The organism is Variovorax sp. 770b2 (assembly GCF_900115685.1).
Lineage (GTDB): Bacteria > Pseudomonadota > Gammaproteobacteria > Burkholderiales > Burkholderiaceae_C > Variovorax.
The window spans coordinates 27,718-45,787 of record NZ_FOXJ01000014.1 but is presented as its reverse complement, the minus strand read 5'-3'; the positions used below and the strand labels follow the sequence as shown (position 1 = coordinate 45,787).

Below are 18,070 nucleotides of genomic sequence, written 5' to 3'. Positions count from 1 at the left end.
CGCGCTCGACCTTCATGGGCATGAGCATCGACAACGCCCTGTCGCTCGCCGTCAACAATTTCGTGGGCGTGGCGATCGAGACCGCGCTGGGCGTGAAGTTGTCCTCGGGCGTCGCGCCGGAGATCCATGCCTTTCCCATCGAGGTGAAGCAGGCGGCCCTGCACACGTTTTCGCCCGGCGCCGGCGCGGGCGGTGCGGGCGGCGCCGCGGTCGCCGGCCTGCTGGGGTTCGTCGCAGGCCTGGCTAGCGCCAAGAAGGACATTGCCGCCACGCTCAAGCAGTACGAGGAGGCGGCCCAGCAACTCAGGGACGCCGCCGCGGAGGCCGACCTCGTGGGGCTCACGGGCCTCGGAGACCGGTTGAGGGCGCTGTCGCGCATCACCGAACGGCGGCGCATCGAAGGCATCATCGCCATGATCCCGGTGGTCGGAACCGTCCCGGTCATCCTGGCCGAGGGCCTCATGACCGTGGCCGAGATCAAGACCGGCGCCGAACGGCGCGCGGAGGATACGTCCACGCTGGCCGACAACACGGCCGCGCCACCGCCACCACCGCCGCCGCCGGAAGGCGAAGCCGCCACGCCGGGACCGGCGCAGGAGTGGTCGCCTACGCCGCCGCCACCGCCGCCGCCGCCGCCACCGCCGCCGCCGCCGCCACCGCCGCCGCCACCGCCGCCGCCACCGCCACCGCCACCACCACCACCACCACCACCACCACCACCACCACCACCGCCACCGCCACCGCCACCGCCACCGCCATCCGATCCGATGGACGGCGGAGTGCCGCCAAGCGGCGGGGTGCCATAGAGAGAGAACGCCGGACGCGACCATGCAAGTCATCAAACCCCAGGCGCTCGGCCTGTCGACGCGCCCCATCGAGTTCCGCAAGCGCTTCGGCCTGAGCGTCAGCGCGTGCCTGCACCTGCCCTTCGCGCAGGGCGAGCGCGGCTCGCTGTGGGCCGAGCAGTCGATGTGGTCCTTCCTTGCGAAGGAGATGGCCACGCCTCTGATCGACGAAGGCGTGGCCAAGCTCACGCCGGAGTTCCTGGTGCACGGCAGGGCCTTCGCGCCGCCCGAGCGGCCCAACGCCTGCGCCGTGCGGGCCCGCTTCGGCACGCGCGAGAAAACCCTGCTGGTGTTCGGCGAGCGGCACTGGGACGGCGCGCGCGCCACCACACCGGTGCCCTTCGAGCAGATGCCCCTGGACTGGTCCAAGGCCTACGGCGGCCCGGACTTCGCGCTCAACACCGCCGGGCGCGGCCGCCAGAAGACCGACGGCACGGCGTGGCTGCCCAACACCGAATTGCCCGACGACCGCCTGCTGCGCCCCGACCAGGTCATTGCCCCGGCCGGCTTCGGTGCGCTCGACGTGATGCATCCGCAGCGCGTGCAGTACCGCGGCACCTACGATGCCGACTACCTGAAGCAGCACGCGCCGGGCTTCGCGCCAGACACCGACTGGCGCTACTTCAACCTCGCGCCGGCCGACCAGTGGATGGGGGCAGCGCTTGTGGGCGATGAGCCCTTCTCGTTCGAGAACATGCATCCGCACAAGCCGCTGGTCGAAGGCCGGCTCCCCGGCATGCGTGCGCGCGTCTTCGTGGGCTACCGCATGGAAAACGCGGAGCCCAAGATCCGCGAAGTGCCGCTGCGCCTGACGACCGTGTGGTTCTTTCCGCACGCCGAGCGCTGCATCGCCATCTTCCAGGGCCTGGCCGAGGTCGGCACCGACGATGGCTCCGACGTGGTCAGCCTCATGGGCGCCGTCGAGCGCGTGGGCGAGCCCAAGGCCGATGCCCACTACCTGGATGCCGCGGCCAAGCGGGCCGATCCGGCGATGGGACCGGTCTACGCCATCGTCGACAGCGACCTGCTTCCCGAAGGCGTGAGCACCGCCGACCCCGACGTGGAGGCCGCCAAGGCCCCCTTCGCGAGCGAAGGCCTGCAAGGCGAGGCCCAGCGCCGCCGCGCGGAAGCCGACGTGGAGATCGCGCGCGAGAAAGCCATCGCCCTGGGCCAGGACCCGGACGCGCTGGGCATCCGCATGCCGCCGCGCGAGAAGGTGCCCACCGGCGACGAGCTGCCCGCGTACCTGCTCGCGCAGATGAAGGAGGCCGAGGCGCAGAAGTGGGCGTCGATAGAAGACGCCGTGACCGCCATCGAGAAGGCGCTGGCGTTCGCCGAGGAAAAGAAGGTCGACATCGCCGCGCTGCAGCACCGCGGCCCGCCCACCTACGACCCCGACAGGCACCTGGCCCAGATGCAGGCGATGGTGGGCGGCACCACCCAGGCGCTGGACCTCAAGCCGATGTACCCGCAGCTGTGCCGCATCGAGGATGCCGACCGCGCGGGCTACCTCCAGGCCGCCCACATGCAGCCACCGGCCTTCGCCATGCCGCCGGACGAGGCCGCGAGGCTGCGCAGCGAAGTCGCGCGCGCCAGCGCGGCGGGCGTCAAGTTCTTCGCGGGCATCGACTTCACCGGCGCGGACCTCTCGGGACTGGACCTGCGGGAGGTGAACTTCGAGGGCGCGTGGCTGGAGAGCGTGAACTTCGCGCACACCAACCTCTCGGGCGCCAACCTCGCGGGCGCGGTGCTCGCGCATGCGAACCTGGAAGGCGCGATCGCCATCGGCGCGAAGTTCGGCAAGGCCAACCTGGGCCGGGCGCTGCTCGCGCGCGGCGTCTTCGACGATGCGGACTTCACCGAGGCAACGCTCATGCATTGCGACTTCGCCGGCACGCAGATGCGGCGCGCGAATTTCACCAAGGCCAACCTGCTGGAGACGACCTGGGGCGATGCGGACTGGACCGGCGCGCTGCTGTCCGGCCAGCTCTTTCACAAGCTCGACCTGCGCGGCATGCGCTGGCCCGAGGCGGACCTGTCGGTCTGCAATTTCCTCACGTCGGACCTCTCGGGCGTGGACATGCACGGTGCGAACCTGGCCGCTGCCACCTTCGCGACCTGCAGGCTCGATGGCGCCCGGCTCATGGGCGCGCAGTGCGTGGGCGCCGTGACCGTGAAGGACACCAGCCTGGCCGGCGCGGACCTGAGCCAGGCCAACCTGCGCAACTTCAACTTCGGTGGCTGCGATCTGCGCGGCGCGAAGCTCGTGCGCGCGGTGCTCGACGGCGCCAACCTGTGCGAGGCGCAGCTCGAAGGCGCGGACCTGCGGCTGGCCAGCGCCAAGGGCGCGCTGCTGCGCAAGGCCGGCTGCGCCAACGCGCTGCTGTCGGGCGTGGACTTCAGCGATGCCGTGCTCCAGGGGGCCAACCTGCGCGGCGCCGACCTGCGCCGCAGCAACCTCTTTGGCGCCGACCTGAGCCGCGTGCGCCTGGACGGCTCGACCAGCTTCGACGGCGCGCTGCTCAAGCGCGCGCGCACCTGGCCCCGCCTGACCCCCGAAGAGCAGGTGGCGGCATGACCCCCAGGCTGCTGGCCATTGCCGTGGGCGTGGGCGAGACGCTGGAAGGGCTCGACCTGCGCAAGGGCGCCTACGCGGGGCTGGCACTGGGCGGCGGCGTGTTCTCCAATGTCAACCTCGCCGAGGCCGACTTTCGCGATGCCGACCTGCGCGAGACCGTGTTCGACCTGTGCGACCTGCGCGGCGCCATCGCCTCGGGCGCGAACCTGCGCAAGGCCGTGTTCAACCGCTGCATCCTGGACCATGCGGACCTGCGCCAGTGCGACCTGCACGGCGCGGTCTTCACCGAATGCGAGATGTCGCATGCGCAGCTGGCCGGAGCCTCGATGACGATGGCCACCGTAGCCCGCTGCCGGCTCGACCACGCGGGGCTGCGCGGCGCGAAGCTCGACTCCGCGGTCATCAGCCAGTCGGTGCTGCTGGACGTGTGCGCCGACGGCACCAGCTGGCAGTACACGACGGTCAACGAATGCGACCTCTCGCACCTGAGCTGGGCCGGCGCGCGCATGCTGCGCAACGTGTTCTTCAAGACCTCGCTCAAGGGCATGTCGTTCGCGGGACTGGCGCTGGAAGGCTCGCAGTTCTCGTCGGCCGACCTGAGCGGCGCTGACTTCAGCGGCATCGCGCTGCAGCAGTGCAACTTCCAGGGCGCGAAGCTGGACGGCGCAAGGTTCGCGCAGGCGGTTGCGCCGCTGGCGATCTTTTGCGAGGCGGCGGGCCAGGGCGTCGATTTCTCGGGCGCGCGGCTGCGGCAGGCGCTGTTCACGGGGGCGTCGCTGCCGCGGGCCAACTTCGCGGGCTGCGACCTGTATCAGACGCACTTCGCGGGCGCCAAGCTGCAAGCCGCCAACTTCACCGGCGCGGAGCTCACGTATGCCGACTTCCGGCATGCGGACCTGGCCGCGGCCGACCTGCGCCGCGCCACCCTGCTGCGCACCGTGCTGCACGGCGCGATCACCGAGAACGCGCAGATGAGCGACCGCGCGCGCGCCATCGAATCCGATCCGGACCTGCAGGCCTCCGAACGCTGGCAGCCGCTGGCTGCCTGAACGAAGCGCACGAATGAACGAACAGAAAGAGAAGGGAAACGCACCATGAACGCAACGCTGAAGAAACCCGCCGGCGCATCGACCCGCAAGCACCGGGTGGCCAAGGCCATTCCGGGCGAGTGGTGCGTGGGCATCGTCGACAGTGCCGGTGCCGGCGCAAAAAGCGCGCTCGCCGTGACCAGCGGCGACCTGCGCCTTCGTGCCACTCGCGCCGTCAGTTGCCTGCTCGAGCCGGCCGCCGGCGACAGCGTGGCGTGCCTGCGCATCGCCCCCGACGAAGTCTGGGTCATGGCGGTGCTGCAGCGCGAGGAGGGCACGCCCAACATCGTGAGCTGCCCGGGCCAGATGCGCATTGCCGTGGAGGGCGGGGCGCTCGAACTGGCGGCCGCGCGCGTGGGCCTGCGCTCGGACGAGCTGGACATCGCCACGCACAAGGCACGCGTGGCCACCGACACCGCGGACGTCGTGGGCCGCCAACTCAGCGTGGTGGCCACCAGCTTGAAGCTCGTGGGCTCGGTGCTGTCGTCGGTGATGGACCGCGTGCAGCATTTCAGCAAGCACTACCTGCGCACCACCGACGGCATCGATCGCGTGGCCGCCACGCACCTGGAGTGCGAAGCCAAGCAGCTGCTGCGCCTGGAAGGCGAGCACACGCTGGTGAACGGCCGCGATCTCATCAAGGCGCGCGGCGCGCAGATCCATTTCGGTTGAAGAAAAAAGAAAGACGCCGTCATGTTCGCCAACTGCCAGCTGATGGGTACCGACATGGGGTTTCCCGATGTCTGCATCACACCCGCCGCACCGTCGCCGATCCCGGTGCCGTATCCGAACATCGCGATGGGGCCGATGGCGATTCCGAACTGCCCCACGGTCCTGGTCATGGGCGCGCCGGCGCACAACCTGGGCACCACCATTCCCATGACCAACGGCGACAACTCCGGCGTGCTGCTGGGCGTGGCCTCGGGCACGGTGATGGGGCCGAGCCGCCACATGACCGGCGCATTCACCGTGCTGTGGATGGGCATGCCCGCCTCGCGCCTGACCAGCGTCTCGCTGCAGAACAGCACCAACTGCCCGGGCGTGCGAACGGTGCCCAGCCAGCCGCTCGTGCTGCTGCTGGCGCCGTAGAGAAACATCGGTAAAGAACGGCGCTGCGGCGCCGCGGAAGGGGAGAAGGCCAATCCATGGCTGATCACGAGTTCCGTATCGAAAGCGATTCGCCCGTCAACGGCGAGCTGATGTTCTGGCGCATCGTCGGCCACGAGGCGCTCGCGCGCCCCTCGACCTACGAGCTCACCGTGCTCTCCAAGAACCGCGCGCTCGACGCCAAGGACATCCTGGGCCGCGCATTCGACGTGGTCATCGAATTCCAGGACAAGGACGGCGGCGTGCACGAGCGCCACTGCCAGGGGCATGCGGTGCGTTTCGAGCGCACCGGCCACGTGGGGCGGCACTTCGAATACCGCATCGGTCTGCGCTCGTGGTTCTGGCTGCTCACCAAGCGCATCAACTCGCGCATCCTGCAGGACAAGAAGGTGCTCGACGTGCTCGACGCGGTGTTCGAGGACAGCCCCATCAAGCGCTTCAAGAAGACCGAGACCAGCAACGTCATCGGCACGCACAACCCGCGCCGCTACTGCGTTCAGCACCAGGAGAGCGACTACCAGTTCCTATCGCGCCTCTTGGAAGACGAAGGCATCTACTACTGGTTCGACGCGCACGACGCGCCCGGCACCATGCACCTGTCGGACGCGAGCGACATCGCGCACGACAAGCTGCCCGTGGAGAGCACCCTGCGCCACGTGGCGAGCGACACCACCGAGGCGCGCCACAACGAGATCTCGCGCTGGGTGAGCGCGCGGCAGTTCGACACCGGCACCTACGCCTCGCAGGACAGCAACTTCAAGTCCATCAAGAAGAAGCTGGAGGCCGCGGGCGGCGCGCCCGACAAGCACGAACTGGCCGAGTTCGAGGCCTTCGAATTCGCGGGCGGCTATTTCTCGGGCGGCGATGCGGACGACAAGGGCAAGCTGCGCGGCGAGGAGATCGTCGCGCGCCGCCAGCGCCACTGGGCGCTCACCACCTGGCCCGACGTCGCGGCCGGGCGCAGCTTCACCTTCGAGGGCGACCCCGACGGCGCGCGCGATGGCGACTACATCATCGCGGCCTGCACCTTCGCGGCGAGCCATCCCGGCTACGAGAGCATTCCCCACAGCGCGCCGCGCATGCCGATCGAGCGGGCGCTGCGCGAGGCGCTCGCCGACGATGCGGTGAACGCCGAGGCGCGGCCCGCGCTCGAGGCGCTGATCGCCGGCGCACCCGCGCTGCGCACCGACCCGCAGGGCACCAGCGCCTTCCTCATCACCGCGCTGCCGATCGACGTGCCGTTCCGCCCGCCGCGCCTCACGCCGCGCGTGGTGATGCCGGGCCCGCAATCGGCCATCGTCGTGGGGCCCGCGGGCGAGGAGATCCATGCCGACGACTTCGGCCGCGTGAAGGTGCACTTTCACTGGGACCGCTACGACAAGAGCGACGAAAAATCGACCTGCTGGGTGCGCGTGTCGCAGCCCTGGGCGGGCAAGGGCTGGGGCGGCTATTTCATTCCGCGCATCGGCCAGGAAGTGATCGTCGATTTCTTGAACGGCGACCCCGACCGGCCGATCATCGTGGGCCGCGTCTACAACGACGACCAGCCGATCCCGTTCGGCTCGCACACGCAGAGCGGCTTTCGCACGCGCTCCACGCCCAAGGGCAGCGCCTCGAACTGCAACGAGTTCCGCTTCGAGGACAAGAAGGGCTCCGAGCAGGTGTACCTGCACGCCGAGAAGAACCAGGACATCGAGGTCGAGAACGACGAGACCCACTGGGTCGGCCACGACCGCACCAAGACCATCGACCACGACGAGACCACGCACGTCAAGCACGACCGCACCGAGACGGTGGACAACAACGAGACGATCACCGTGCACGGGCAGCGAACCGAAACGGTGGACAAGAACGAGACCATCACGGTCCACATGAACCGCACGGAAACGGTGGACCTGAACGAGACGATTTCCATCGGGCAGAACCGCACGATCACCGTGGGCGCGAGCGAGACGGCGACGGTGGCGCTGCAGCGCACGCACACGGTGGGGATCAACGAGACCATCACCGTGGGCGCGGCGCAGGAGATCACCGTGGGGGCGATGCAGGCGGTGACGGTGGGGGCGAGCCAGACGATCAACGTGGGGGCCACGCAGAACGTGACCATCGGCGTCGACCAGACCGAATCCATCGGCGCCAATCGCGCGATCAAGGTCGGCGCCAAGCTCGCGATCAACGTGGGAAGCGACGCGGCAATGACGGTGGGCGGGGGGCGCTCGTCGAGCATCGACAAGGACGACACGGTCAGCGTGGGCAAGAAGTTCGTGGTCGATGCCGGCGACGAGATCTCGCTGACCACCGGCAGCGCGAGCATCGTGATGAAGAAGGACGGCTCCATCACGATCAAGGGCAAGGACATCCTGATCGAGGGCTCCGGCGCGGTGAACGTCAAGGCCTCGGGCAACGTGGTGGTCAAGGGTTCGAAGATCACCCACAACTGAAGGAGGGCGACATGAGCGGACGCGATGAGGCACTGGCGCGGCTGATGCCGGCCACCGGCGACAACCCGGGCGCGATGCGGCTGGGCGTGCGGGTGGCCCGGCTCGCCGCCCTGACCGGTGCGGGAGCCTGGGTGCGGATGCCGGACGACGATTCGCCGTTGTGCGCGCGCACCACGGTGCCGCTGGGCGAGGAGGACGTAGGCCGCGACGTGGTGGTGGCCTTCGACGGGGGCGACCCGCAGCGGCCGCTGATCCTGGGGCGCGTGCTGCCGGCGCAGGAAGGGCCGGCGGGCGCGGTGCATGCGCAGGCGGACGGCGACCGGCTGGTGCTGTCGGCGCGCGAGCGCATCGAGCTGCGGTGCGGCGGCTCCAGCATCACGCTCACGCGGGCCGGCAAGGTGCTGATCAACGGCCATTTCGTGCAGACCCGCGCCACCGGTGTGAACTCGCTCAAGGGCGGGTCCATCGAGCTCAACTGAGCGCGAGGCCCGATCACCGGTGATGCCACGATGTCGCTGACCGTCTACGCCGAAGGCATGGGCCTCTTTCACAAGGGAAGCGGCGGCAAGGGCATTGCGCCGGGCGATGTGTGCCTCACGCCACCGCCGCCGCCGGGCGGCCCGCTGCCTGTGCCGTACGTGAACGTGTGCAGCGCGTCCGACCTGTCCAAGGGAAGCAGCTCGGTGCTGATCGACGGCGAGCCGACCGCGCTGGAGGACGCTTCGGAGGTCAGCACCAGCACCGGCAACGAAGCAGGCACGCAGGGCGGCAACGTGGTCACGCACAAGACCAAGGGCAAGGCGGTCTTCTCGAACTGGTCGCACACGGTCAAGGTCGAGGGCAAGGGCGTGTGCCGTCACGGCGATCCCATGGGCCAGAACTGCGCGACGCCCCCGGTGGGGATCATCGAGCCGGCCGCGCTGGTGCGCGTGGCGAATGCCCATGGCTGGAATGGGAAGGAGCCCTGCAAGAACCGCTACAAGCGGCCCAAGGAAGGCAAGCCCAATGCGGCGCAGCGCAAGAAGATAGCAGGCAAGAAATGCTGGAAGTGCAAGTGGCGCAACGCCACCGTTCCCGACCACCAGCCGCCGCTGATCGTCGCCTGGTACCGGGGCGGGTGCAACGCCGTGGCCGAGTTCAAGAAATGGGCCAAGTCCACGGCGGCCACGTCCAAGGGCCACTGCAGGCCGTGCTCGAGCAAGCAGGGCGGCACGGTCTCCAGAAGGCACGGGACGGCGCGCGTGAACGCCTTCCTGAACAAGATCAAGTAGCAACCCACAGACCGAAGGAGATGCCAATGAGCGACTACAAGGAACTGTTCGACGACTACGTCGTCGAGATGCGGCAGGCCAGGGCCGTTGCGCTGGCCTGGTGGCAGGCCTTGCTGCTGGGCGAGACGCGGGCCGGCGTCGATGCGTCGGCCGTGCAGGAGGCCGTCGACAGGCGGTGGCCGCTGGGACCGGTGTCGCACCCGTTCGTGATCGCGGTCTTTCGCAAGTACGCGCTGGAATGCCAGCAACTCAACGACGCGGCGGAGGAGGGCCAGGACGATGGCGATGAACGCGACCTCGACGAATCCGAGGAGGCCGATTGGGGCAGCGAGGACATCGACGAAGAGGACGAGCAGGCCGACCTGGAGACGCTCGAGGCGCCGGTCGAGCCGCGCGAGCTGCTGATCGAGATGCTGCAGAACCGCGTGGAAGACCTGGCGGAGTTCATGGCGGACTTCGTCTTCACACCCCTGGGCCTCGACAAGAACGAGCGCTGGATCTGAAGGGTCCGCTCGCGCCATGCACACCGATGCACACCGAATGAAGGAATTCCCATGAAGCCGAAGTACATGACAGAAGACGGCATGAACGACGGAATCGCCAGGCTGCTTGTCGCGCCGCGCGATCTGGCGCTGAGCGGCGCCGCCGTCGTTCACGTTTCGCCCGCGCGCGGCGAGGCCTCGGCCGCGCACCGCGCGCTCTTCACCAAGTACCGCAAGGACCTGAAGAAAGTGCTCGACGAGGCGGTCGAATGGTGGGCCTACCGCACGCAGTCGCTGGAAGAGGAGCTGGGCTCGGCCAAGCAGGCGCGGGTCGCGAACTGGGCCGAGTTTCCTGCGGGGCCGGTGTCGGACCCGAACACGGTCGCGGTCATCCGCAAGTACTGGCTCGCCTGCAGCGCGCTCAATGCCAAGGAGGCGCCGCCGGTCGGCCCCGAATCCTTCCTGCTGCAATGGGTGGTGGACGAAGGCGACATGGAAACCGCCGAGCTGCTCTCGGCCATGCCGTATTGGCCCGTCGGGCTGGACGGCGCCGGCCACTGGACCTGACACGGTACCCCCGCATGACGCCAGCGATCTTCAACACCACGCCTTTCGCGCAGCAGTGCATGCTGCTGATGGATCGGGATGGGCAGCTGTTCTTCTGCATCCTCGTGTGTGCGACCTACGGTTTCGATGACGCGGGCGAGCCCTTTGCCCTGCCCGAACAGGTGCCGCCGCCGCTGGGCGACGAGCCGAACGGCGTGCCGGGCCGATCGTCGCTGCGGCGGGCGAGCGCTGCGAGCGCGGCGAAGCCTTCGATCGATTTCATCCTCAACGCCACCGCCAACGCCCCGCATGGCCAGGCGGTGACGGAAATGGCCGCGGGCGTGCGCGTCGGCGATTGGCGCAAGGTGCTGACCGTCACCGGCGACAGGCAGCGGATCGGACTCACCGGCACCCGGTTCTCATCGCCGCAGCCTTTCGTCGCCATGCCGCTGCGCTACGAGCGCGCGTTCGGCGGCAGCGTGCGGGACGCCGCGGACGCGGTGAGCGCATGCCATCTGGAAAACCCCGTGGGGGTGGGCTGGCGGGGTGCTTCCTCGTCGGACCCGTCGGTTGCCAGCGACCTGCCCAACATCGGGCCTTTGGGGCGCAGGATGGGCGCCTCCGATACCACTTTCCCGGTGGCCGGCTTCGGTGCCGTCGCGCCCAACTGGACACCGCGCCTGAACCATGCCGGAACGTACGACAAGGCCTGGACGGATTCGCGCTGGCCACTGCCGCCGGTCGATCTCGATCCGCGCTTCGCGCAATGCGCGCCGCTCGACCAGCAATGGCCGCACGCAATGCCGCACGAGGAAGTGCAGCTGGCCAACCTCACGCCCGAGGGCCTGTGGCGCTTTCGCATGCCGGCCCCCGACATCGGCGTGACCGTGCTGCACTCCACGGGCGCGGCGCAGTACCGATTGCGCACGGACACGGTGTACGTGGACGCCCAGGCGCGCACCGTGTCCGTGCTGGCGCGGCACTGCCTGACCGGACTGCGCACGTTGGGCCTGGTCCGCGAAATCGTCATCGGCGATGTCTCGCCGGGCTGGCTGCGCGCGCAACGCCGGGGCAAGCGCCATGTCGGGCGCGACGCGCCGGCGCTCGCCGACTGAACCGGCCGAACCCGGGCGTCCCGTCATGCAACTGATCTACGCCACCGGATGCGTCACGGCCGTCGGCATGGATGCCGCGCAGACCTGCGCGGCCATCCGTGCCGGGCTGAGCGGCATCGAAGCCGTGCTGCCCGACACAGGCGATCCACTGCTGGCGGCGCCGGTGCCCGCGGCCGGCAAGCTGAAGCCCTCGCAGGAGGCCTGGCTGCGCAAGATGCTTCTGCGCGCGGTGCGCGAATGCCTGGTTGCCTATGCCGGCGACATCGCGCGTTGCGCGCTGTTCGTGGCCTTGCCCGAGCCGTTTCGCCGCCACGCGATCACGCTGGACGGAACAGGCCATGCCTTCATCGCGCGGGCGATGCACAGCCTGGGCCTGCGGCCCTCTCCGCACTCGCGCGTGCTGCTGGAGGGCCATGCATCGGCCGCGGGCGCCATGGAACTTGCCGATGCGCTGCTCGCGCGCAACGAGATCGACGCGGCGCTGATCGGCGGCGTCGATTCAATGCTCAACGACGAGGATCGCGAACGCCTGCACGACAGCGGGCGCCTGCACGAGGCGGCCAACCCCTTCGGCCTGATCCCCGGCGAGGCCGCGGCCTTCTTTCTGACGGGCCGTGCCTCGGGGCCTTTCTCCGAGCCCGCGATGGCCTGCGTGCTGGGCGCGGGCCAGGCGCAGGAGGCCGACAGCCTGCGCACCGACCGCTATTCGGTGGGAAGCGGGCTGCAGCGCGCGATCAATGCGGCGCTGCGCCTTGCCGGGGCGGCCGAGGAAGAGATCGAATGGCGCATCACCGACATCAACGGAGAGCGCTACCGCGCGTGGGAGTCGACGGCGCTGCTCGCGCGGCAGTACCGCGCCTGGCGCGACGGCCTGCCGTGCATCCACCTGCCGGCATTCACGGGCGATGTGGGGTGTGCCACCTTGCCCCTGCAGGTGATCGTCGGGGCGCATGCGATGTACTGGGGCTACGCGCCGGGTGCTGTCGCGGTGTGCGAGTCGTCGTCCGAAGGGGAGATGCGAGGCGCCTGCCTGATAGCGCCGGCCGACGGCGCACGAACGCCCCCGTTTCGGGCCTTCATTCGCGCAGACGGTGCCGCGCCGTCGGCGCGCGCCGTGGTCGCGCGGCAGATCGAGCGGCTCCCGCACGAACTCGCATGGCTGGTCCAGCATCGGGCCAGGCTGGTCGGCGGGCGAGACACGCTCAAGCGGCTCGCCAGTTTCGACGAGCGCATCGACGCGCACATCGCATGGCTTCGCACCACCGACGCCGAAGGCTGGAAGGCCTGCATCGCGTGCGCCGAAGATGCCGGACCCGGCGGGCTGTTCGCACCCACGGTGCTGGCGGTGGAGTCGGGCGACACGATGCACGTGCGGCAGGTCCTGGCAGCGGCAGCGGGCGTCCAGGTCGAAGACGAGGTCTGCGATGCGAGCCTGGTGGGAGCGTTCGGCTGGGTTTCCAGCAAGGCCCTGCAGGGGCTCGTGGTGAAGATGGCCGCCGCTGACTCGCCGTTGGCGCGCTACCTGGCCGCCGCCGCCATGCACCTGCACCGCACGCCGCCCGGCGACTTGCTGTGGGCACTTCTGGACGACGGCGACGACGCGGTTCGCGCCCGGGCGCTGCAGTTGGCTGGCGAGGTCGGCGTCTTGGGCAGCATCGATCGGGTGCGCGAGAACCTGGCACACGGGAACGCGCAGGTGCGCTTTCGCGCCGCATGCGCGGCAGTGCTGCTGGGGGAGACGCATCCCGCCCTCGGCATGCTCCAGGACATCGCGGGCGGCGCGACGGCCGAGGCGCCCGAGGCGTTGGCGCTGTTCCTGCGTGCCGCGGATCCATCGCGGGTGCGCGATGTGCTGGGGCGGATGACGCGGGATGTGCAGGGCGCCGAGGGACGTCCGGCACTGCGCCGGCTCATCGAAGCCTGCGGCACAGCGGGCGATGCGCAACTCGTGCCGTGGCTGATACGGCAGCTGGACGACCCCGCGTCGGCGCGCATCGCGGGCGAGGCGCTGCGCACGGTCACCGGGCTCTCGGTGCAGGCGTCCTCGCGCGCGGGCGCATCGGCCGGACGCGGCAGCCGGGGGCTCACGGACGATCCGGACGACGACAACGTCGCCGAAGACGAAGACGCCGATCTGCCGTGGCCCGACGCCGAGGCGATCATGCGCTGGTGGCAGGCCGACGGCCATGTCTTCGCGCCTGGCGTCCGCTACTTCCTGGGCCGGCCGCCGGACATGGCGCACTGCGTGCGCGTGCTGCGCCACGGCCATCAACGCCAGCGCGCGGCGGCGGCCCAGCACCTGTGCCTGCTGCAACCCGGAACGCCGTTGTTCCCCGTCGCTGCGCCGGCATGGCGGCAACGGCGCTGGCTCGATGCCATGGACGCCATGAATGCCTGAACACCATGCAGGCCCGGTACATCCTCTCCCTCCTGGCCGTTGTCTTCCTGATCGCCGCCGGGTTGCGATGGGCGCGGGGCGCACCCCCGCGCATCGATTCGGCCACCCGCACCTGGCTCCTCATCGCTCTCATCTTCACCGCCATCGCCGCCTGGCTGCAATGGCATACCTCTTAAGGCGAGATTGCCAACGCGCCCCACGGAATGAATACTTCTTCTGAGTTTTTTCGCTCGTGCACGTCCGCGTGTGCGCGGGCCGTGTTCGAGCGTAGAAGGGCCTAGAGCCACGGGGGCCGATTCATGATCCATATCGCTGTCATCACCCGGCAAGGCGCTCCGGCGGGGCAGCCCATCGCCGCCGATTTCGGGCCCAACGGAGGCACCATCGGCCGGGCCGACACCAACACGCTGGTGCTCGACGATCCGGACCGCACCGTCTCGCGCGTGCATGCGCAGGTGCTGTGCCGCGACGGGCAATATTTCGTCATCGATCGCGGCAGCAATCCGATGCAGTGCAACGGCGTGTCGCTGGGCTCGGGCAAGGAAGCGCCGCTCACCGATGGCGCGCGGCTGGTCGTGGGGAGCTTCGAGCTGAGCGTGCGCATGACGGCCGCCGCGGCGCCGCCGTCGCTGGCGATTCCCAACACCATCATGTCGGCGCCAGTGGGTGCCGCGCCTGCCGCGAGCACGAGCGACGATCCCTTCGCCGATCTGCTCGCGGGGCTCGGCTCGCCGCCGGCAGCCGCGCCTGCTTCGTCGTCCGGTGCGGCCAGGGCGCCCGCGCCGGCCAGCGCCGATTCGCTGCTCTTTCCCGACCCGATGGAAACGGGCTCGCGCAACGCGCAGGCCTCCCAGGTCGATCCGTTCGCCAACCTGCTCGGGCCCACGCCGGGCTCCGCGCCGGCCGCGGGCATCGGCGCGCTCGACGATTTCTCCGACCTCGGCGCGCCGCCCGCGCACGGCAAGGCGGCCGGCATCGACGAGCTGTTCGGCGGCATGGGCGGCGGTGGCGGCATCGGCGGCGATCCGCTCGCGCTGTCGCCGCTGGCCGATCCGCTGCTGCAGCCGAACACGGCCTCGTCCGCGGACCCGCTCGCCGCATTGCAGAGCGCGGCACCGCCCACGCCGACGCCGCGCTCGGACCACTTGCCGATCGACCAGTTCGGCTTCACGCCGCCGAAGGCGGTGACGCCGCCTCCTGCTCCTTCTGCGCCATCGCCCCCACCGCCCGCTCCCGCGCCCGCGCCGGTGTCCGCAGCACCCACGCAAGCGCTGCCGCAGTTCGACGACATCACGGGCCAGCCGATCCGCATCAGCGGCCCCGAACTGGGCAGCAGGCCATTGGAGCCGCTGCCTCCTCTGCAACCACCACCGCCTCCGCCGCCAGTCCGCGCGCCGGCACCGGTCGCGCCTCGCGCCGAACGCACCGCCTCCGACGACGAGCTGCTCGCCGCGTTCCTGCGCGGCCTGGCCAGCACGCACCAGCCGCCCGAGATGCTCACGCCCGGGCTCATGGAGCGCATCGGCTCGATGCTGCGCAGCGCCACCGAGGGCACGCTGCAGTTGCTGCTCACGCGCCAGGAGTTCAAGCGCGAGGTGCGCGCCGAGGTCACGATGATCGCGGCGCAGGCCAACAATCCGCTGAAGTTCTCGCCCACGGTGGAAGTGGCGCTCGCGCACCTCCTGGGCCCCGGCGTGCGCGGCTTCATGCCGCCGGAGGCCGCGATGCGCGATGCCTTCAACGACCTGCGCGCCCACCAGTTCGGCGTGATGGTGGGCATGCGCGCGGCGCTGGCGCACGTCATCGGGCGCTTCGAGCCCGAGGAGCTCGAGAAGAAGATCAGCGCGAAGTCCGCGCTCGACGCCATCTTCGCGGCCAACCGCAAGGCCAAGCTCTGGGACCAGTTCGTGGCGCTGTACGGCGGCATCGCGAGCGAGGCGGAAGACGATTTCCACAACCTCTTCGGCAAGGCTTTTCTCCAGGCCTACGAAGAGCAGATGGCGCGCCTGAAGTCCGACGGGCAGTGAAGAAGAAAAACAACAAGAAGAACGACGACCTCGGTCGAAGCCACCACAACAACACCAGCCATCGCGAGGCACCCCGCTTGGAAATCGAAATCGTCACGTTGTCCCGACAGGGCGGCCGCACCTACAACGAGGACGTCCATGGCCACTGGCATGACGAGCGCTACGTCGCTTGCCTGGTGGCCGACGGCGCGGGCGGCCATGGGGGCGGCGACGTGGCGGCGGCCACGGCGCGCACAAGCATGCTGGGCGGTTTCTCGGCCGCGCCCGGGCTGGACGAATTCACCCTGCGCACGCTGGTGGAGCAGGCCAACCGCGACGTGGTCGCGCGCCAGGCCGAAGGCGGCAAGCTCGCGGGCATGCGCTCCACGGTGGTCTTCGCGGCCATCGACCTGGAGAACCAGGCGCTGGCCTGGGTGCACAGCGGCGACAGCCGCGCGTACCTCTTTCGCGGCGGCGCCATCGTGGCGCGCACCACCGACCACAGCCTGGTGCAGCAGATGGTGGCGGGCGGCATGCTCGACGAGGAGGGCGCGCGCCTGCATCCGCAGCGCAACATGCTGCTGTCGGCGCTCGGCTCGATCGAGGAGGCGCCCGACATCGCGGTGTCCGACCGCATGCGCCTCGTGTCGGGCGACGTGTTGCTCCTGTGCAGCGACGGCGTGTGGGAGCCCTTGGGGGACGAGTGCCTGGTCGACACGCTGCATGCCTCGCGCACGCCCAGCCAGTGGACCGAGCTGCTGGACACGCAGATCAAGGCGCGCGCCAAGCCGGGCCACGACAACTACACGGCGCTCACGCTGTGGGTGATTGCCGATGACATCGACGACGCCACGCGGCTGATGCCGGCGCTGGAGGAAGTGACGATGCCGGCACCGATCAACGAGCCGGCCGCGGCGCCCGACAAGCCGGCGGACTAGCAGCGAACCGGAAAAGAATCCGGGCCCCTGCGGGCCCGGATTCCTCTGTTCGTTCGCAGGGTCAGGAGGTCAGGAGGTCAGGGCTTCTTGGGCCGGTAGGCCTTGAGCGTGCCCGTCACGGTCACGTCCACCGTGACCACCACGAGGGCCGATTCCATCTTGCCGTTGTCCTGGCGCTTCATCTGCTTGCGGGTGGTGGTCGAGGTCGAGCTGCTCTTCCAGCGGATCGTGCTGGAGCGCACCGCTTCCTTGTTGCCCTTGTAGTTCTGCTCCAGCACCGTGACGGCGCCGGTGCCCGGGTTCTTGGAAAGGACAGAGGTGTGGTGCGGGTGGCCGACCGTCACGAACGGGGCGTCGACCCAGCCCGAGTCGTCCGCGAAGGTGACGTCGGTCGTGGTGGTCGTGGTCATCTCGTAGTCGCGGTACTGCAGGATGTCGCCGGGCAGCGCATCCTTGAGCGCGACTTCGTCGCCCCAGATGTAGTCGTCGTCGGCACCCATCGGGCCGAAGTCCGACGAGGTGCCGGCACCGGCCTGCAGCAGGGCCTTGTTGGCCAGGTCCCAGCATTCGCCCGCGCCGATCTGCTTGCCGACCTGGGCGCTGGCCCATTGGAGGGCCTTGGCGTTGAGTGTTCCCATTCGCGTGTCTCCGGCTGTAGGTTGAAGCGGCCCCCGGCCGCTATCGGCAGCCGGAGAGGCGCGTCAGACCTTCTTGTTGGCCGCGATGTCCCAGCCGGTTTCCTTGGTGCCGTCACCGGAACCGTCGGCCTTCTGGGGCGTGTACTCGTACTTGAACTTGGAGAAGTTCAGCGTCACGGTCTCGGTCAGGCGGTCTTCGCCGCCGCTGCCGCCGGTGTGGATGTTGCTCACCAGGATGTCTTCCATCGTGAGCTTGATGTATTCCAGCGGCGTGGCGCCGGCCTTGCGCACCACCAGCGTGCCCTTCTTGATGTGCTGGCCATTGCAGCAATCCAGCAGCAGCAGATGCGAAGCGGAGTCGACGTACTTGGTGATCGAGACGTCCTGCACGCTCACCTTGCCGGCGCCCGAGCCGCCGCCCACGTGGCCGGTGCCGGACTGGCTGGCACCCCAGCTCCAGGCGAGAACGTCGATTTCCTTCTTGTGCCCGTCGTCCTTGGATTCGCCGTCGACGCCTTCGAGCTTCAAAAACATGTCTGCAGCCATGATGCTTACCTTTCAGTTGTGTGTGAGTCAGAGAAAAAGGGCTTCCGTGCGGTGCCTAAGCGTTGGTGCCC

At 69.5% G+C, this 18,070-nt stretch carries 16 protein-coding genes and 1 pseudogene; 15 read left to right on the top strand and 2 right to left on the bottom strand.

Annotation, left to right across the window (positions count from 1 at the left end):
• The 15 genes and pseudogenes from BM133_RS35340 to BM133_RS34200 form a co-directional block, all read left to right on the top strand.
• Positions 1 to 806, top strand: a pseudogene (locus BM133_RS35340) (hypothetical protein); the annotation flags it as partial.
• A 22-nt stretch (positions 807 to 828) separates the two neighbouring features.
• On the top strand, positions 829 to 3,423 hold the full coding sequence (locus tag BM133_RS34255; protein ID WP_093443993.1) for a DUF2169 family type VI secretion system accessory protein: 2,595 nt from the start codon (positions 829 to 831) through the stop codon (positions 3,421 to 3,423).
• Complete coding sequence (locus BM133_RS34250) at positions 3,420 to 4,472, top strand: pentapeptide repeat-containing protein (protein ID WP_093443991.1); 1,053 nt, start codon at positions 3,420 to 3,422, stop codon at positions 4,470 to 4,472. The genes BM133_RS34255 and BM133_RS34250 overlap by 4 nt, the downstream gene beginning before the upstream one ends.
• Positions 4,473 to 4,517: 45 nt before the next feature.
• Positions 4,518 to 5,183, top strand: a complete 666-nt coding sequence (locus BM133_RS34245) for a DUF3540 domain-containing protein (RefSeq protein ID WP_093443989.1) — start codon at positions 4,518 to 4,520, stop codon at positions 5,181 to 5,183.
• Between the two features lie 21 nt (positions 5,184 to 5,204).
• Entirely contained in the window at positions 5,205 to 5,600 is a 396-nt protein-coding gene (locus BM133_RS34240; RefSeq protein WP_093443987.1) for a DUF4150 domain-containing protein, read from the top strand.
• Between the two features lie 56 nt (positions 5,601 to 5,656).
• A complete protein-coding gene (locus tag BM133_RS34235) occupies positions 5,657 to 8,059 on the top strand; it encodes a type VI secretion system Vgr family protein (RefSeq protein ID WP_093443985.1) in 2,403 nt (800 codons plus the stop codon).
• Positions 8,060 to 8,070: 11 nt separating this feature from the next.
• The gene (locus BM133_RS34230; protein ID WP_093443983.1) at positions 8,071 to 8,538 is read left to right on the top strand and encodes a DUF6484 domain-containing protein; all 468 of its coding nucleotides are present in this window, start codon (positions 8,071 to 8,073) and stop codon (positions 8,536 to 8,538) included.
• A gap of 30 nt (positions 8,539 to 8,568) precedes the next feature.
• Positions 8,569 to 9,330 carry a DUF4150 domain-containing protein gene (locus tag BM133_RS34225; RefSeq protein ID WP_093443981.1) on the top strand — a complete coding sequence of 254 codons (762 nt, stop codon included), beginning with the start codon at positions 8,569 to 8,571 and terminating at the stop codon, positions 9,328 to 9,330.
• Positions 9,331 to 9,356: 26 nt separating this feature from the next.
• Positions 9,357 to 9,833, top strand: coding sequence for a hypothetical protein (locus BM133_RS34220; protein ID WP_093443979.1), 477 nt, complete (start codon positions 9,357 to 9,359; stop codon positions 9,831 to 9,833).
• A 51-nt stretch (positions 9,834 to 9,884) separates the two neighbouring features.
• Complete coding sequence (locus BM133_RS35335) at positions 9,885 to 10,379, top strand: hypothetical protein (RefSeq protein WP_177225043.1); 495 nt, start codon at positions 9,885 to 9,887, stop codon at positions 10,377 to 10,379.
• Positions 10,380 to 10,393: 14 nt separating this feature from the next.
• On the top strand, positions 10,394 to 11,473 hold the full coding sequence (locus BM133_RS34215) for a DUF2169 family type VI secretion system accessory protein (protein ID WP_177225042.1): 1,080 nt from the start codon (positions 10,394 to 10,396) through the stop codon (positions 11,471 to 11,473).
• 25 nt (positions 11,474 to 11,498) lie between these two features.
• The gene (locus tag BM133_RS34210; protein WP_143100309.1) at positions 11,499 to 13,871 is read left to right on the top strand and encodes a TIGR02270 family protein; all 2,373 of its coding nucleotides are present in this window, start codon (positions 11,499 to 11,501) and stop codon (positions 13,869 to 13,871) included.
• Between the two features lie 5 nt (positions 13,872 to 13,876).
• A complete protein-coding gene (locus BM133_RS35330) occupies positions 13,877 to 14,047 on the top strand; it encodes a hypothetical protein (RefSeq protein ID WP_177225041.1) in 171 nt (56 codons plus the stop codon).
• A gap of 123 nt (positions 14,048 to 14,170) precedes the next feature.
• Complete coding sequence (gene tagH / locus BM133_RS34205) at positions 14,171 to 15,898, top strand: type VI secretion system-associated FHA domain protein TagH (RefSeq protein ID WP_093443973.1); 1,728 nt, start codon at positions 14,171 to 14,173, stop codon at positions 15,896 to 15,898.
• Positions 15,895 to 16,815 (top strand): PP2C family protein-serine/threonine phosphatase, encoded by a 921-nt coding sequence (locus tag BM133_RS34200; RefSeq protein WP_256219449.1) that lies wholly within the window; start codon positions 15,895 to 15,897, stop codon positions 16,813 to 16,815. The genes tagH and BM133_RS34200 overlap by 4 nt, the downstream gene beginning before the upstream one ends.
• Positions 16,816 to 16,892: 77 nt before the next feature.
• Here the strand turns inward: BM133_RS34200 and BM133_RS34195 are convergent, their stop codons facing one another.
• Together BM133_RS34195 and BM133_RS34190 are read right to left on the bottom strand one after the other, a co-directional pair.
• Complete coding sequence (locus BM133_RS34195) at positions 16,893 to 17,453, bottom strand: hypothetical protein (RefSeq protein WP_093443971.1); 561 nt, start codon at positions 17,451 to 17,453, stop codon at positions 16,893 to 16,895.
• Positions 17,454 to 17,516: 63 nt separating this feature from the next.
• Positions 17,517 to 17,999 (bottom strand): Hcp family type VI secretion system effector, encoded by a 483-nt coding sequence (locus BM133_RS34190; protein ID WP_093443969.1) that lies wholly within the window; start codon positions 17,997 to 17,999, stop codon positions 17,517 to 17,519.
• Between the last annotated feature and the right edge of the window lie 71 nt (positions 18,000 to 18,070).

What these genes read in the sequence shown, in the direction of transcription:
- BM133_RS34235 (WP_093443985.1), top strand. Translation starts at nt 5,657, where the DNA reads ATGGCTGATCACGAGTTCCGTATCGAAAGCGATTCGCCCGTCAACGGC.
- BM133_RS35335 (WP_177225043.1), top strand. Translation starts at nt 9,885, where the DNA reads ATGAAGCCGAAGTACATGACAGAAGACGGCATGAACGACGGAATCGCC.
- BM133_RS34190 (WP_093443969.1), bottom strand. Translation starts at nt 17,999, where the DNA reads ATGGCTGCAGACATGTTTTTGAAGCTCGAAGGCGTCGACGGCGAATCC.
- BM133_RS34195 (WP_093443971.1), bottom strand. Translation starts at nt 17,453, where the DNA reads ATGGGAACACTCAACGCCAAGGCCCTCCAATGGGCCAGCGCCCAGGTC.
- BM133_RS34230 (WP_093443983.1), top strand. Translation starts at nt 8,071, where the DNA reads ATGAGCGGACGCGATGAGGCACTGGCGCGGCTGATGCCGGCCACCGGC.
- BM133_RS34255 (WP_093443993.1), top strand. Translation starts at nt 829, where the DNA reads ATGCAAGTCATCAAACCCCAGGCGCTCGGCCTGTCGACGCGCCCCATC.
- BM133_RS35330 (WP_177225041.1), top strand. Translation starts at nt 13,877, where the DNA reads ATGCAGGCCCGGTACATCCTCTCCCTCCTGGCCGTTGTCTTCCTGATC.
- BM133_RS34220 (WP_093443979.1), top strand. Translation starts at nt 9,357, where the DNA reads ATGAGCGACTACAAGGAACTGTTCGACGACTACGTCGTCGAGATGCGG.
- BM133_RS34215 (WP_177225042.1), top strand. Translation starts at nt 10,394, where the DNA reads ATGACGCCAGCGATCTTCAACACCACGCCTTTCGCGCAGCAGTGCATG.
- BM133_RS34245 (WP_093443989.1), top strand. Translation starts at nt 4,518, where the DNA reads ATGAACGCAACGCTGAAGAAACCCGCCGGCGCATCGACCCGCAAGCAC.
- tagH (WP_093443973.1), top strand. Translation starts at nt 14,171, where the DNA reads ATGATCCATATCGCTGTCATCACCCGGCAAGGCGCTCCGGCGGGGCAG.
- BM133_RS34225 (WP_093443981.1), top strand. Translation starts at nt 8,569, where the DNA reads ATGTCGCTGACCGTCTACGCCGAAGGCATGGGCCTCTTTCACAAGGGA.
- BM133_RS34250 (WP_093443991.1), top strand. Translation starts at nt 3,420, where the DNA reads ATGACCCCCAGGCTGCTGGCCATTGCCGTGGGCGTGGGCGAGACGCTG.
- BM133_RS34210 (WP_143100309.1), top strand. Translation starts at nt 11,499, where the DNA reads ATGCAACTGATCTACGCCACCGGATGCGTCACGGCCGTCGGCATGGAT.
- BM133_RS34240 (WP_093443987.1), top strand. Translation starts at nt 5,205, where the DNA reads ATGTTCGCCAACTGCCAGCTGATGGGTACCGACATGGGGTTTCCCGAT.